This is a genomic window from Pseudomonas sp. GW821-FHT03A09 (assembly GCF_059421065.1).
The window spans coordinates 134,993-149,006 of sequence record NZ_JBWKUX010000014.1 but is presented as its reverse complement, the minus strand read 5'-3'; the positions used below and the strand labels follow the sequence as shown (position 1 = coordinate 149,006).

Genomic DNA, 14,014 nt, shown 5'->3' with positions numbered 1-14,014 from the left:
CTTTATAAGGGTTGCGGTTGGAGCGTGCTTTGAAGCGGCGCCACGGTGCCTTGCAAACGAGTCGAGACTGATCATGTACCAGTGAAAATCTGACGCCTACAGGGAGCGTCGTATCCAGTACAGGGAGGGTCGTATCCAGTGTCGGTGACGTCGCTTACAGATTTTTCCAAAGGCAAAACAGCTGTTTTTGCCCATCTGCACCGCTAAAAACGGCCAAAACGCCCTATCGCCTGGCAGCGACGCTGGTGAGCATGGGTACGTCGGTGTGAGACGCCGTGTGGGGCAATAAAAGCCTGATGATGCCGCAATTCGGGCGAGTTCAGCGTAGCAGGTAGCCCGTGCTTATCGAGGAGTTCCACGGCAATGGCTATCAGCGTTTTCGACCTGTTCAAGATCGGCATCGGGCCTTCGAGTTCTCACACTGTCGGCCCCATGCGCGCCGCGGCGTTGTTCGTTCAAGCGTTACGTGAGCGAGACCTGCTGGAGCAGGTGCGGCACGTCGAGGTCCAGCTTTATGGTTCCTTGTCGGCCACTGGCATCGGCCACGGCAGCGACACCGCCACCATCATGGGCTTGATGGGCGAATGGCCGGACGCAATCGACCCGTCGCAAATCGGCTTGCGCATCCACACCCTGCGCGAGACCGAGACGCTGTTGCTCGACGGACGCCTGCCGGTGCCTTTCATCTGGTCCCGCGACATGCGCCTGCTCGACGAAAACCTGCCGTTCCATCCCAACGCCATGACGCTGGTGGTGTCCGGCGATGACGGCGAGTTGCACCGTGACACCTACTATTCCGTCGGCGGCGGTTTTGTGGTGGATGAAGCCCAGGCGCGAAGCGGCGTGGCTGACATGGACCACACCGAGCTGCCTTACGACTTTTCCAGCGCGGTGGAGCTGTTGCAGCTGTGCAAGACCCACAACCTGCGCGTGGCCGAGTTGATGCTGGCCAACGAAAAGGTCTGGCGCTCTGAAGATGAAATCCGCAGCGGCCTGATGAAACTCTGGCGGGCCATGCAAGATTGCGTGGAGCAGGGCCTCAAGCACGAAGGTATCCTGCCCGGTGGCCTCAACGTGCGCCGTCGCGCCGCCAAGTTGCATCGCAGCTTGCAGGAGTTGAACAAACCGAATGTGATCGGTTCGACCTTGAGTGCCATGGAGTGGGTCAACCTGTTCGCCCTGGCCGTCAACGAAGAAAATGCCGCCGGTGGACGCATGGTGACTGCACCTACCAATGGCGCGGCGGGGATCATCCCGGCGGTGCTGCACTACTTTATGAAGTTCAGCGAAGAAGTCACTGAAGCCAACGTAGTCGACTACCTGCTCGGAGCGGCGGCGGTGGGCATTCTGTGTAAAAAGAACGCCTCGATCTCCGGTGCCGAAGTGGGTTGCCAAGGCGAAGTCGGCTCGGCCTGCGCCATGGCCGCTGCCGGGTTGGCCGAGATCCTGGGCGCTACGCCGGAACAGTTGTGCAATGCCGCCGAAATCGGCCTGGAACACAACCTCGGCCTGACCTGCGACCCGGTGGGCGGGTTGGTGCAAGTGCCGTGCATCGAGCGTAATGCGATTGCGGCGGTCAAGGCGATCAACGCGGCGCAAATGGCACTGCGGGGTGACGGTCAGCACTTCATCTCCCTGGACCGAGTGATCCGCACCATGCGCGATACTGGCGCGGATATGCATGACAAATACAAAGAGACATCGCGGGGTGGGTTGGCCGTGAGTGCCGTGGAATGTTGAGACAGTGACACCGCTATCGCAGGCAAGCCAGCTCCCACAGGGCAATGCATTCCAAATGTGGGAGCTGGCTTGCCTGCGATGGCGATGTTCCTGGCACCCCTGCTCATAAAGTGAACACCCGAATCCAAAAGCGCCACCTTTTAGCGCGTCGCAAACAGATAAGTAGCTACCAAACGATTTTTCGCCGAGCCCCCCGTCACCCGTGCTTGCGGTGACAGAGTTTTCCTACGCCTGCAAAGCGCCTTCCCACAAGTGCTACCGTTCTGCTCACACCCCTTGAGCAGGCTCGTTCCTACGACGATATCCGCGCTTCCTGCATGGGCTTATTTAGACGGCTCATGAGGTCGTTTTTAGGAGTTATTGGACGGCCATTCAACTTTAGGCATGGCATTTGCTCTATCAAGCCAAAGCCTCTCCTTCCCAGGACGAGCGCAATAACAAGAGCCTCGCCTGAGGCCATCACCCGCTTTGTGTGAGGAGATACCGCGATGACGTCGTTCAACTCCGGGGCCCAACCCCAGAACCGTGCGCCTCAATCCATCGGCTTTTTGCTGCTGGACAATTTCACGCTGATTTCCCTGGCTTCGGCAGTGGAACCCCTGCGCATGGCCAACCAGCTGTCCGGCCGCGAGCTGTATCGCTGGACAACCCTGAGTGTCGACGGAAACCAGGTGTGGGCCAGCGACGGTCTGCAAATCACTCCCGATGCATCCATGCACAAAGCCCCGGCCCTGGACACTGTGATTGTGTGCGGTGGCGTGGGTATCCAGCGGACCGTCACCCGCGAACACGTGTCGTGGCTGCAAAGCCAGGCGCGCCAGTCCCGTCGTCTTGGCGCGGTGTGCACCGGCAGTTGGGCATTGGCGTGCGCCGGCTTGCTCGACGGTTTCGATTGCAGCGTGCACTGGGAATGCCTGGCGTCGATGCAGGAAGCCTTCCCCCGTGTGTCGATGAGCACTCGCTTGTTCACTCTCGACCGCAATCGCTTCACCAGCTCGGGCGGTACCGCGCCGCTGGATATGATGCTGCACCTGATCAGCCGCGACCACGGCCGTGAACTGTCGGCGGCCATCTCCGAGATGTTTGTGTACGAACGCATCCGCAACGAACAAGACCACCAGCGTGTGCCGCTCAAGCACATGCTCGGCACCAATCAGCCGAAGTTGCAGGAAATCGTCGCGCTGATGGAGGCCAATCTGGAAGAGCCTATCGACCTGGATGAACTGGCGGTGTACGTCGCCGTGTCCCGTCGCCAGCTGGAGCGCCTGTTCCAGAAATACCTGCACTGTTCGCCATCGCGTTACTACCTCAAGCTGCGTCTGATCCGTGCGCGGCAGTTGCTCAAGCAAACGCCGATGTCGATCATCGAAGTGGCCTCGGTGTGCGGCTTCGTGTCCACGCCGCACTTCTCCAAGTGTTACCGCGAATACTTCGGCATTCCACCACGGGATGAGCGCGTTGGGTCCAACACCACCCAGCAGGTGGCGATGATGCCAATTCCGCAGGCGCTGGTGTTGTCACCGTTGTCGGGGCCGATGTCGGCGTTGAGTCAGGCGCGCAATGAGTCGACGTTTGCCAGCGTAAGGCTTTAAACCGAGTCGACTGCATCGGGGGCAAGCCCCCTCCCACACTTTGATTTGTGAACACCTTCAAAATGTGGGAGGGGGCTTGCCCCCGATAGCGGTCTGTCAGGCGCCAGAGTTCTGCTTGAACTGCACCAAGGCCGGCAACAACTGCTTATCGATTGCCTGGCGCACGGCCGGCAAGATCGTCGCGCTACCGGTGTACATCTGCTCCACCATGCCTTTTAGCGCCTTGGCCCGCGCCGGGCTCAAACCGCGTACCGCACACTCGCAGGCCTGCTCGGCGGTGGCACCGCTGGACACTTCAAAACCCAGTGAGCGCAGTTGGCCCAGCAGGTCATCCTGGTCAATCAAATCCGCGTGCATCATGACGTTCATCCTGGTGTAGAGAGCGGGGATTGGTTTGGATTCTGGTAGGCCACCGGCCGGTCGGCAAGGGCAGAATCCACGAATGGCTCAGATGGCTATGAGCAGGTCGTTTTCGGGTCATTTACCGATAGCAGTAATAGGCACACTGAATGCCAGGCACGCACCTCGAAGGTTTGGTCACCCTCGGGATGTCACGCTCACACCAAGCGCTCTGCCCCGATCCAGTCACGGCTGGACCGGGGCTTTTTTTGTCTGGGAATTTGTGGCGTGAGTACCGGCCTCATCGCAGGCAAGCCAGCTCCCACCTTTGACGGTGTTCACAAATCAAAATGTGGGAGCTGGCTTGCCTGCGATGGCCACACCTCGGTCTAGCGTTGCAACACCAGGATGCGCGACAGCAATTCATCCCGGTCGATATAGCAGCCCTGAAAATGCCGCGCCCCGGAAGCCGGGTCAAACGCATTGCGCGCATGCAAGGTACGGCGGTTGTCGAAGCACCACAGTTCGCCCGGGTTCAGGCGCTTTACCAGGCGGAAACGGTCTTCGCGGGTCATGGCAATAAAGCGTCGATACGCGCGATACAACAACGGCATCTGTTCCTCGCTGGTCTCGAACGGGCCACGCAAAAAGTTGGCCATGCGAATCTCCGCCACATCGCCCAAGGCGTCCAACGCAATGATCGGTGCGAGGCGTCTATAGTCGCTGTGACGATCTTTATTGCGAAACTCCACCGGGATTTCACACAGGGCCTTGAACGCTTCGGGATCTTCCTCGCGCAAGGCGTTGGCAATGGCAAAACCGTCGACAAAAATACTCTCGCCACCGTCGGCCTCATTCACCAGGCAATGCAGGAATTGCAGCCCCGGTTGCAGCTCCCGGGTCGGCAAATCGCTGTGCAGCGGCAAGTTGAAAGCGGTGTAGGCATTACTGTCGGCATTGGCCTTGGATTGCACGTTGAACAGCACGCCAAAGTTACTCTCGCGGATAAACGAAATGCGTTTGGCGATCAGCGCCAGGGAGCCAGGCTCGGTGGGTACGCCGCGGATTTGCGTCAGGCCTGAGTCACGTAGCGCCAGTAGCCATTGGAGCAACGCGTTCGAGTTTTCCATGACTGCCGAATACTCAAAAACCGGTAACTGAAAGCGGCTGTCCCACAGCTGGGATTTTGGCTTTGCCGCACGACGTTCAGCGCGTGAATCGTCATCGTAGGCATGGGCTCGCAACCAGCCAGGATCGTATTGGCTGCGATGACCTCCACTCCACGTCACACTCAGAAAGCCCTGGTCGATATGGGCGTCGATGGCGCGCAGATGTGCGTCCACATCGACGATTTCCAGCACCTGCTCGCGGGTCACGCTGTATACGCATTCCCCGCAGGGGCAGTTATCCCGCAACCACTGATGATGAAACGGACTGACCCGCCCATCGGCCCATCGCACGCGAATCTGATCGTCCAGCACTTGCGCATCAAAGAGGTCGCAGATCTTCGGGTAAATACGGAAATCGGCAACAGCGGCGACGGTTTGCATGGTGGCTCCTTATTGTTTTTTGGAGGGCAGTCCAATCACTCGACCGAGCAGGGCAGGGCGTGGCAGGTCGGCCTGCTCTGCGCGGATGGCGATGAGTTTTTCCAGCGTCGTCTCGCTGAACGGTGCCGAATGCGGGCCGGCAAGGTCGACGTGCAGCAGCATCTGTTCGTTACCCGCCAGTTCTTTTTCATCACCGACCCAATGCAGGCTGTGATAGAGGTGCAGGCGCTTGGCATCAAAGGCGATCAACTGCGTATGCACCTCAACGTCGGCACCGAGTTTCACTTCATGCAGGTAGTTCAGGTGCAACTCCAGGGTGAACAGCGAATGGCCGCTGGCCTCGCGGTTTTCACTGTCCAGGCCCAGGGTGTCCATCAAGGCGTCAGTGGCGTAGCTGAAGATCAGCAGATAGAACGCGTCGCGCAGGTGGCCGTTGTAGTCCACCCAGTCGGGCTGGATGTTGGTGGTGTACGTCGTCAATGTAGGCATCACATAAATTCCGGATCTGTACTCGGTCAACTGTGGGAGCTGGCTTGCCTGCGATAGCCGTGGTGAATCTTGCATCGCCATCGCAGGCAAGCCAGCTCCCACAGAGGTCAACAGCGGTTATTCAGCGAAGCTCATGCCGTGCTTGGCCTTGGTGGTTTTCACCGCCTCCAGCACTGCCAACAAGCAATCATCACGATAGCGCTCCAGCGCCGAAATGCTGTGCTTGCCCAACTGGTCGCGGGTGCCATCGACCACATCGTCGATCAACTTGTCGGTCAGCTCCGGTGCTGGCAGATAGGTCCAAGGCAACTGCAAGGCCGGGCCGAATTGCGCCATGAAGTGCCGCATCCCGGCATCACCGCCAGCGAGGGTGTAGGTCAGAAAGGTGCCCATGAATGACCAGCGCAAGCCCGCGCCAAAACGGATCGCGTCGTCAATTTCGCCGGTGGTTGCCACGCCGTCATTGACAAGGTGCAGCGCCTCGCGCCACAACGCTTCAAGCAGGCGGTCAGCGATAAAGCCAGGCACTTCCTTGCGTACATGCAACGGGCGCATGCCGAGGGATTCGTACACCGTGATCGCCGCTTGAATAGCCTCTGGCGCGGTGTGCTTGCCGCCCACCACTTCCACCAGCGGCAGCAGGTAAACCGGGTTGAACGGGTGGCCGACCACGCAGCGTTCCGGGTGTGTCGAACCCTCATAGAACTCGCTTGGCAGCAGGCCGGAGGTGCTGGAGCCGATCAACGCGTTTGGCTTGGCGGCAGCGCTGATCTTGCTGTGCAACTCCAGCTTCAACTCCAGGCGTTCCGGGGCGCTTTCCTGGATGAAGTCGGCGTCTTTCACGCACTCTTCAATCGTGGCGACAAAGCGCAGGCGATCCTGGGATGCACCCGGTGCCAGGCCCTGTTTCTCCAATGCGCCCCACGCATTGGCGACGCGTTTGCGCAAGGCGGCTTCGGCACCGGGCGCCGGGTCCCAGGCCACCACATCCAGGCCATGGGCCAGGGCGCGGGACACCCAGCCGCTGCCGATGACACCGCTGCCGAGGGCGGCGAAGGTTTTGATCTCAGTGATAAAGCTCATTGGCTACGTTCCTAAGGGTGGCGATGATCACCTGTGAGAGCCGGGCTTGCCCGCGATGGCTGTATTCCAGGCTATAGAGATGAGCCGGATGTACTGGCTTCATCGCGGGCAAGCCCGCTCCCACAGGGTGTTGTGGTGTCTGTGTTACCCGCGCTTGGTCAGGCCCATCTTCGCGCGGCCTTCGGCGGGGGTCAGGACTCGCGCACCCAGGCGGCTGAGGATTTCACTGGCGCGCTCTACCAACTGGCCGTTGGTGGCGAGTACGCCCTTATCCAGCCACAAGTTGTCTTCCAGGCCGACCCGCACGTTGCCGCCCAATAGCACCGCTTGCGCCGCCATCGGCATTTGCATGCGGCCGATGCCGAAGCCTGCCCACACTGCGTCGGCGGGCAGGTTGTCGACCATGGCTTTCATGGTGGTGGTGTCGGCCGGTGCACCCCATGGGATGCCCAGGCACAGTTGGAACAGCGGGTTGTCGAGCAGGCCTTCCTTGATCATCTGTTTGGCAAACCACAGGTGACCGGTGTCGAAGATTTCCAGCTCGGGCTTTACTCCCAACTCCTGGATGCGTTTGGCGCCCGCACGCAGTTGCGCCGGGGTGGACACGTATATGGTGTCGCCATCGCCAAAGTTCAGGGTGCCGCAGTCCAGGGTGCAGATTTCCGGCAGCAGTTCTTCGACGTGGGCCAGGCGCGTCAGCGGGCCGACCAGATCGGTATTGGGGCCGAACTCCATCGGGTTTTCGCCGCCACCGATTTCCAGGTCGCCGCCCATGCCGGCGGTGAGGTTGACGATGATGTCGATGTCGGCCTCACGAATGCGCTCCATCACTTCACGGTACAGGGCAACATCGCGGCTGAACTTGCCGGTTTGCGGGTCACGGACGTGGCAGTGCACCACGGTGGCGCCGGCCTTGGCGGCCTCAACGGCAGCTGCCGCGATCTGTTTGGGCGTGACCGGCACGTGTGGGCTTTTGGCGGTCGTGTCGCCAGCACCGGTGAGTGCGCAGGTGATGATGACGTCGTGGTTCATGGTGCGGTTCCTTACAGGCGGGCGTAGTGATGCCGTGCGCAGCCGGGAGTGGCTGCGACACGGTGATTCGAATCAGGTTATTTACTGCTCAACTGCAGGTTGGCAGCCGCGGGTTTGCCGTCGAAGGTGGTCACGCCTTCAAGCCAGCGCTGCTGGTCTTGCGGGTGATCCTTGAGCCACTGCTTGGCGGACTCGATCGGGTCTTTGTGATCCAGCAACGGCTGCATCATTCGGCTCTCGTCGGCCGCGGTGAAGGTCAGGTTGGTCAGCAGTTTGTGCACGTTGGGACACTGTTCGGCGTAGGTCGGCGCGGTGACGCTCCACACCGTGGCCATGCCTTCGTTCGGGCCGAGGGCGTCGTCGCTGCCGGTCAGGTAGGTCATGGCGACGTTGACGTTCATCGGGTGCGGCGCCCAGCCGAAGAACACCACGGCTTCCTTGCGGCGTACCGCACGGTCGACGGCGGCGAGCATGCCGGCCTCGCTGGACTCTACCAACTGGAATTTACCCAGGCCGAACTGGTTTTTCGCAATCATGGCCTTGATCTGGGTGTTGGCGCCCGAGCCCGGCTCAATGCCGTAGATCTTGCCGCCCAGTTCTTTCTCGAACTTGGCGATGTCGGCGAAGGTTTTCAGCCCCTTGTCGGCCAGGTAAGTCGGCACGGCGAGGGTGGCGCGGGCGTCTTCCAGGCTGGGCTTTTCGAGGACCTTGACTTGCTTGGCATCGACGAACGGCGTGATGGTCTGGGTCATCAGTGGGTTCCAGTAGCCCAGGAACAGGTCCAGGCGCTGGTCGCGGATACCGGCGAAGATGATTTGCTGCGAGGCGCTGGTTTGTTTGGTCTTGTAGCCGAGGCCGTCGAGCAGCACTTGGGTCATGGCACTGGTGGCGATGACGTCGGTCCAGTTCACCACGCCCATGCGCACGTTCTGGCAAGAAGCCGCATCGGCTGCGATCACGTTCGTGCTCAAAATGGCGCTGGCGCTGAGTGCCAGCACGCAGCGGCTGATCAGTCGGTTCATGGTGGATCCCTCGGCAGGTCGTTATTGTGGGTTCCGGCGTCTTTGTGCGCCGTGGGATCAAGTTACGCAGCTTGAAGGGCGACAAAACGCACGGCGGCGACCAGCTCTTGCACTGCAGCGACCTGTGCTCTTGAATGGCCCGGTGAACTGGCGTATCACAGTGACCACGCTGCCCGTCCTACGAGTGCGCACCATGTCCCAGGATTTCTACTTCTTATTGATGCCGGGTTTCTCAGCCATCGGTTTTATCTCCGCCCTTGAACCGTTGCGGGTGGCCAACCGCTTTCGTGGTGAGCTGTACCGCTGGCACGTGTTGAGTGCCGACGGTGGGGCGGTGCTGGCGAGCAATGGCATGTCCGTCAACGCCGACGCTGCGCTGGAACCGCTGAAAAAGGGGGCGACGCTGCTGGTGGTTGCTGGCTTTGAACCGTTGCAGTTCGCCACACCTGCACTGGAACACTGGTTACGCCGTCTTGACCACGATGGTGTGACCCTCGGTGCCATCGACACCGGTGCCTGTGTGCTGGCTGAAGCCGGCTTGCTCGACGGCCATCGCCTGACCCTGCATTGGGAAGCCATCGACGCGTTCAAAGAGTCTTACCCACAACTCACCGTGACCCAGGAACTGTTCGAGATCGACCGCCGCCGCATCACCTGTGCGGGTGGCACCGCGTCCATCGACCTGATGCTTGACCTGATTGCCCAGGCCCACGGGCCGGAGCTGGCGATTCAGGTTTCCGAACAATTCGTGCTTGGCCGCATTCGCCCACGCAAAGACCACCAGCGCATGCAGATCGCCACGCGCTACGGCATCAACAACAAGAAGTTGGTGCAAGTGATCGGCGAGATGGAGCAGCACACCGAACCGCCGCTGAGTACGTTGGCCCTGGCCGAGGCGATCAAAGTGACGCGACGTCAGTTGGAGCGCCTGTTTCGCCTGCACCTGAACGACACTCCGAGCAATTTCTACCTCGGCCTGCGCCTGGAAAAGGCCCGGCAACTCCTGCGCCAGAGCGGTATGAGCGTGTTGGAGGTGAGCATTGCCTGCGGGTTTGAGTCACCGTCATATTTCACCCGCAGTTACCGCGCGCGGTTTGCGAAATGTCCAAGGGAGGATCGGCGACGGGAGGTGGTTTGACGGCCAATTATAGTAAATTATACTAATGACTATAATTTATAGTCGCTTCCATAATTGAGTATAAAACCATGTCCAAGCACAGCGGCTTTGTATTCCGCCGTCCCACCCTGGCAAGCAGCATTGCCGATGGCCTGGTGGGGGCTGGCATTCAGGATTTCACCTCTGGCCTGTTTCTCGCAGCGCCGCGTCGCACAGGCAAAAGTACCTTTCTGCGGGAAGACTTGATTCCGGAATGCCAACTCCGGGGTTGGTTGACCGTGTATGTCGACCTATGGGCCGACAAAGAGAAAGATCCAGCGGAGTTGATCGCCAGCGCGATTGCTGCTGCTCTGGTGCCCTACGAAAAGGGCATTCGCAAACTGGCCAAGAACATTGGCATCGAGAAGCTGAGCTTCCTGCGTACCCTGTCCTGGGACTTTACCAAGCCACAATTGCCTGCCGGTGCAACGCTGACCCAAGCCTTGGAATTGCTCCACAGTGCCGCTGAAAAACCGGTTGTGCTGGTGATCGACGAAGCGCAGCACGCATTAACCAGCGAGTCAGGCATCAACGCGATGTTTGCACTCAAGGCCGCCCGGGATCAGCTCAACCAGGGCCGTGACGAGGATGGCAGTGGCTTGCACCTGGTGTTCACCGGTTCCAACCGTGACAAGCTGGCTCATCTGGTATTAGGCAAAAGCCAACCGTTTTTCGGTTCCAGCATCACGCCGTTTCCGCTGCTGGGCAAAGAGTTCACCCAAGCCTACACGGCGCACCTCAACGCGCACCTGGCCCAGACCAACCAGTTTAATGCTGCCGATATTGATGAGGCCTTTGAGTTGGTAGGCCGCCGCCCGGAAATGTTGCGCACCATCATCGGCGAGGTCGCGTTGGAGTTGGGTGAGGCGAGTAACCTGGGCCAACTGCTGCACAGCCGTGCCGAACTGCTGCGCGCCGGGGTGTGGACCGAGTTTGAAAGCGCCTGGAATGCCCTGACCATTCCCCAGCGGGCTGTACTGGAAGTGATGGTGGAGCGTTCTCAAAACAACGAACCCTTCGCGCCGTTTACCGACAGCACCCTCACCGCAGTCAGCAGGAAACTGGAAGAGATGGGCAGCGATGTGGTGCCAGGCACCCAGACGATTCAGGCCTGCATTGATGCTCTGCGTGACAAGGAGTTGGTGTGGAAGTCGAGCCGGGGGGGATATGCCCTGGAAGACAAGACGTTTGGTGATTGGCTGTTGTACAAGCGTTGAAGCTAAGGCGGGACAAATGTGGGAGGGGGCTTGCCCCCGATAGCTGAGTGTCAGTCGATACATTCTGTGCTGACCCACCGCCATCGGGGGCAAGCCCCCTCCCACAATTGATTAGTGGTGTGGCTTACTTTTTCAGCAGGGCCGAACAGGCAGCCTTGTAAGCCTCATGCTGATACTTGTTCAGCGTCGCCGGCAGTTCAAAGTTGTGCTTCTTGTTCTGCGCATTGATGGTCTGCGGCGACAGCAATGCCACCTCAACCCCCTCCAGCAACTGAAAAACCCCTTCAATCTTGAACGTCGTCGGGCCACCGGCGAATTCGCCTTTCTTACTGCGCTTCTTGATCGCGATACGCTCGATGGCGTTTTCCAGCACAAACGCCTTCACCTGGACGGCGAAGGCTTTGACATTGGCCGCTTCATCGTCATCGTCGAGGGCGATTTTCTTGGTGGTCAGGGCGACGTGGGTCAGCGCCTGGTTGTCCAGGGAGGCGACGGCGATGATGGCTTCGCTGCCTTTGATTTCGATGCCGCAAATAGTCATGAGTGGCCTTGGTTCAGAGAGAGTGGCGGGGATTGTCGCTTATTCCTGGCCAATCGACTCCAGAAACTCCGACCGCTCATCACTCATCCGCGCCAGGCAATCGTTCTGCTGGATCGCATATTCCTTGGTGCCGGTCACCGCCGGGAAGGTGTCCACCGCGCAATCGGCGTCGCGCAGTTTTTCCCACTTTTGCTGGGCATCCTTCAGACGAGCGGTAATGTCGGCGAGCTGCGACTTGTTGCTGCCATAGGTCGAGCCCATGCGCTCCAGCAGTCCCTGATAGTTATCTTTGAGCAATTGCTCGGCAGTGGTTTTGTTGAAGGTGGCGCATTCCAGGGTTTGCTTGTCGTTTTCGATGCCATCGCACGGCGTGTTATCGGTGTCTTCAGCCGCGTGGGCGGTAGTTGCGATGAGTGCCAAAGCCAGGAAAATCGATTTCATTGCGCCGTCTCATATCAAGTGATGCGGGAATTCTGGCTCAAGCGTAAGACAAAGAACAGCCGCCAGTCAGACCTCCCTTGACCGCCTTTGTCGCGGATTGACGCTTTCGGCAATTCCCCTGTCGTTTTTGCACCCGGCTCCGTCGTCCCCTGGGCATATGCTGGCCCCAAAGCGCCGGCAGACGATTCGGCGCATGAATCGCCAATAAGGGGACGCCTGATGAGCCCAGCCGAATTGCACGCCGACAGCATCGTTATCGACGGGCTGATCATTGCCAAGTGGAACCGCGACCTGTTCGAGGACATGCGCAAAGGCGGCCTCACCGCCGCCAACTGCACCGTGTCGGTGTGGGAAGGGTTCCAGGCCACCATCAATAACATCGTGGCCAGCCAGACCTTGATCCGTGAGAACAGCGACCTGGTGATCCCGGTGAAAACCACCGCCGACATCCGCCGCGCCAAGGAACAGGGCAAGACCGGCATCATTTTCGGCTTCCAGAACGCCCATGCCTTCGAAGACCAACTGGGCTACGTCGAGATCTTCAAACAGCTCGGCGTCGGTGTGGTGCAGATGTGCTACAACACCCAGAACTTGGTCGGCACCGGCTGCTACGAGCGCGACGGCGGCCTGTCGGGTTTCGGTCGCGAGATCGTCGCTGAGATGAACCGCGTCGGCATCATGTGCGACCTGTCCCACGTCGGCTCCAAGACCAGCGAAGAAGTCATCCTCGAATCGAAGAAACCGGTGTGCTACTCCCACTGCCTGCCGTCCGGGCTTAAAGAGCACCCGCGCAACAAATCCGATGAAGAACTCAAGTTCATCGCCGACCACGGCGGTTTTGTCGGTGTGACCATGTTCGCACCGTTCCTGGCCAAGGGCATCGATTCGACCATCGACGACTACGCCGAAGCCATTGAATACACCATGAACATCGTCGGTGAAGACGCCATCGGTATCGGCACTGACTTCACCCAGGGCCATGGCCAGGATTTCTTCGAAATGCTGACCCATGACAAGGGCTACGCCCGCCGCCTGACCAGCTTCGGCAAGATCATCAACCCACTGGGCATCCGCACCGTGGGCGAGTTCCCCAACCTCACCGAGACCCTGCTCAAGCGCGGCCACCCCGAGCGCGTGGTACGCAAGATCATGGGCGAAAACTGGGTCAACGTCCTCAAAGACGTCTGGGGCGAATAAGCCACCGCCAACGCATCTTTTCCCCCGGCCGTTCGCGCCGGGGGCATTAACAAGAATTTTTCTGGAGTTAAGTTTCCATGGCCAAGATCGCCCCGCAATTGCCTATCGAAGTCGACAGCGAAACCGGTGTCTGGACCTCCGACGCCCTGCCGATGCTGTACGTGCCGCGCCATTTCTTCGTCAACAACCACATGGGTATCGAAGAAGTGCTGGGCAGCGAGGCCTACGCTGAAATCCTCTACAAGGCTGGCTACAAGTCCGCCTGGCACTGGTGCGAAAAAGAAGCCGAATGCCACGGCCTGGAAGGCGTCGCGGTGTTCGAGCATTACATGAAGCGTCTGTCGCAACGCGGCTGGGGCCTGTTCAAGATCCAGGACATCGACCTCGACAAAGGCACCGCCAGCGTCAAGCTCGAACACTCGGCGTTTGTCTATGTGTACGGCAAGGTCGGGCGCAAAGTGGACTACATGTTCACTGGCTGGTTTGCCGGCGCCATGGACCAGATTCTTCAAGCGCGCGGCAGCAAGGTCCGCACCGTCGCAGAGCAAGTCTACGGAGGCTCCGAAGAGGGCCACGATGACGGCCTGTTCACCGTCAAGCCGTTGTAAGCCGAGG

General features: G+C 59.7%; 14 protein-coding genes. 6 read left to right on the top strand and 8 right to left on the bottom strand.

The window, feature by feature from the left end; translation table 11 throughout:
• Positions 1–363: 363 nt before the first annotated feature.
• Together AC07V4_RS22620 and gbdR are read left to right on the top strand one after the other, a co-directional pair.
• Complete coding sequence (locus tag AC07V4_RS22620; RefSeq protein WP_492634909.1) at positions 364–1,740, top strand: L-serine ammonia-lyase; 1,377 nt, start codon at positions 364–366, stop codon at positions 1,738–1,740.
• A gap of 488 nt (positions 1,741–2,228) precedes the next feature.
• A complete protein-coding gene (gbdR, locus tag AC07V4_RS22615) occupies positions 2,229–3,332 on the top strand; it encodes a choline metabolism transcriptional regulator GbdR (RefSeq protein WP_065938176.1) in 1,104 nt (367 codons plus the stop codon).
• A gap of 96 nt (positions 3,333–3,428) precedes the next feature.
• Here gbdR and AC07V4_RS22610 read toward each other — a convergent pair whose 3' ends face one another.
• From AC07V4_RS22610 to AC07V4_RS22585, 6 genes are all read right to left on the bottom strand, one after another.
• Entirely contained in the window at positions 3,429–3,692 is a 264-nt protein-coding gene (locus tag AC07V4_RS22610; RefSeq protein WP_028618238.1) for a hypothetical protein, read from the bottom strand.
• Positions 3,693–4,060: 368 nt separating this feature from the next.
• Positions 4,061–5,221 carry a gamma-butyrobetaine dioxygenase gene (locus tag AC07V4_RS22605; protein WP_492634908.1) on the bottom strand — a complete coding sequence of 387 codons (1,161 nt, stop codon included), beginning with the start codon at positions 5,219–5,221 and terminating at the stop codon, positions 4,061–4,063.
• 9 nt (positions 5,222–5,230) lie between these two features.
• Positions 5,231–5,710, bottom strand: coding sequence for a thioesterase family protein (locus tag AC07V4_RS22600; RefSeq protein WP_492634907.1), 480 nt, complete (start codon positions 5,708–5,710; stop codon positions 5,231–5,233).
• Between the two features lie 117 nt (positions 5,711–5,827).
• On the bottom strand, positions 5,828–6,793 hold the full coding sequence (locus AC07V4_RS22595) for an L-carnitine dehydrogenase (protein WP_492634906.1): 966 nt from the start codon (positions 6,791–6,793) through the stop codon (positions 5,828–5,830).
• Positions 6,794–6,937: 144 nt separating this feature from the next.
• Positions 6,938–7,825, bottom strand: coding sequence for a 3-dehydrocarnitine:acetyl-CoA trimethylamine transferase CdhC (gene cdhC / locus AC07V4_RS22590; RefSeq protein WP_492634905.1), 888 nt, complete (start codon positions 7,823–7,825; stop codon positions 6,938–6,940).
• 77 nt (positions 7,826–7,902) lie between these two features.
• Positions 7,903–8,847, bottom strand: coding sequence for a choline ABC transporter substrate-binding protein (locus AC07V4_RS22585; RefSeq protein ID WP_492634904.1), 945 nt, complete (start codon positions 8,845–8,847; stop codon positions 7,903–7,905).
• A gap of 193 nt (positions 8,848–9,040) precedes the next feature.
• On the opposite strand from AC07V4_RS22585, the gene AC07V4_RS22580 reads away from it, so the two are divergent.
• Together AC07V4_RS22580 and AC07V4_RS22575 are read left to right on the top strand one after the other, a co-directional pair.
• Positions 9,041–9,985, top strand: a complete 945-nt coding sequence (locus AC07V4_RS22580; RefSeq protein WP_028618233.1) for a GlxA family transcriptional regulator — start codon at positions 9,041–9,043, stop codon at positions 9,983–9,985.
• 68 nt (positions 9,986–10,053) lie between these two features.
• Positions 10,054–11,220, top strand: coding sequence for an AAA family ATPase (locus AC07V4_RS22575; protein ID WP_492634903.1), 1,167 nt, complete (start codon positions 10,054–10,056; stop codon positions 11,218–11,220).
• Between the two features lie 124 nt (positions 11,221–11,344).
• Here AC07V4_RS22575 and AC07V4_RS22570 read toward each other — a convergent pair whose 3' ends face one another.
• Both AC07V4_RS22570 and AC07V4_RS22565 read right to left on the bottom strand, forming a co-directional pair.
• Positions 11,345–11,761: a DUF3010 family protein gene (locus tag AC07V4_RS22570; RefSeq protein WP_492634902.1), complete on the bottom strand. Its 417-nt coding sequence runs from the start codon at positions 11,759–11,761 to the stop codon at positions 11,345–11,347.
• A 39-nt stretch (positions 11,762–11,800) separates the two neighbouring features.
• On the bottom strand, positions 11,801–12,202 hold the full coding sequence (locus tag AC07V4_RS22565) for a lysozyme inhibitor LprI family protein (RefSeq protein WP_431752255.1): 402 nt from the start codon (positions 12,200–12,202) through the stop codon (positions 11,801–11,803).
• Positions 12,203–12,421: 219 nt separating this feature from the next.
• Here AC07V4_RS22565 and AC07V4_RS22560 point away from each other — a divergent pair, with 219 nt between their 5' ends.
• A complete protein-coding gene (locus tag AC07V4_RS22560) occupies positions 12,422–13,399 on the top strand; it encodes a dipeptidase (RefSeq protein ID WP_005792153.1) in 978 nt (325 codons plus the stop codon).
• A 77-nt stretch (positions 13,400–13,476) separates the two neighbouring features.
• On the top strand, positions 13,477–14,007 hold the full coding sequence (locus AC07V4_RS22555; RefSeq protein ID WP_492634901.1) for a DUF5943 domain-containing protein: 531 nt from the start codon (positions 13,477–13,479) through the stop codon (positions 14,005–14,007).
• The last annotated feature ends 7 nt before the right edge of the window (positions 14,008–14,014 follow it).